The 336-nt window shown below is 61.9% G+C and carries 1 protein-coding gene; it reads right to left on the reverse strand.

Going from position 1 to position 336, the window contains the following annotated elements; translation table 11 throughout:
• Window positions 1–295, reverse strand: a 295-nt coding sequence (locus OC610_RS29075) for an aldose epimerase family protein (protein WP_456300310.1), incomplete at its 3' end; no start/stop codon positions are given.
• Between the last annotated feature and the right edge of the window lie 41 nt (window positions 296–336).

A 336-nucleotide genomic window follows, 5' to 3' on the forward strand; every position in this document is an offset into this window, starting at 1 on the left:
GCGCCCAGCCATGGGACGGCCAGGCATTTTCGCTCGGATGGCGGCCATACCAAGGCCAGCACACCGGCACGCCGCCGCGTATTGCACCGACCTGCGGCCACTTCGCCGCGCACCACAGCCAGGGTTTCTGGCCGCGTGGCTGGAAGTGCAGCAACTGCGCACCCTGGCGACTGAAAACCGCCTGGCACAACGGATGATCGATGACCAACACATCCCGTTGTTGATAGCGCTCCCACGCAAACACCGGACGCTCGCGCAAGGATCTGAAAAAGCGTTGCAGGGGATGCTCATGCATGGGCCGTGGTCCTGGAAATCATTGAGTTGCTCATCTGCTTT

This window comes from Pseudomonas agronomica (assembly GCF_025917275.1).
Lineage (GTDB): Bacteria > Pseudomonadota > Gammaproteobacteria > Pseudomonadales > Pseudomonadaceae > Aquipseudomonas > Aquipseudomonas agronomica.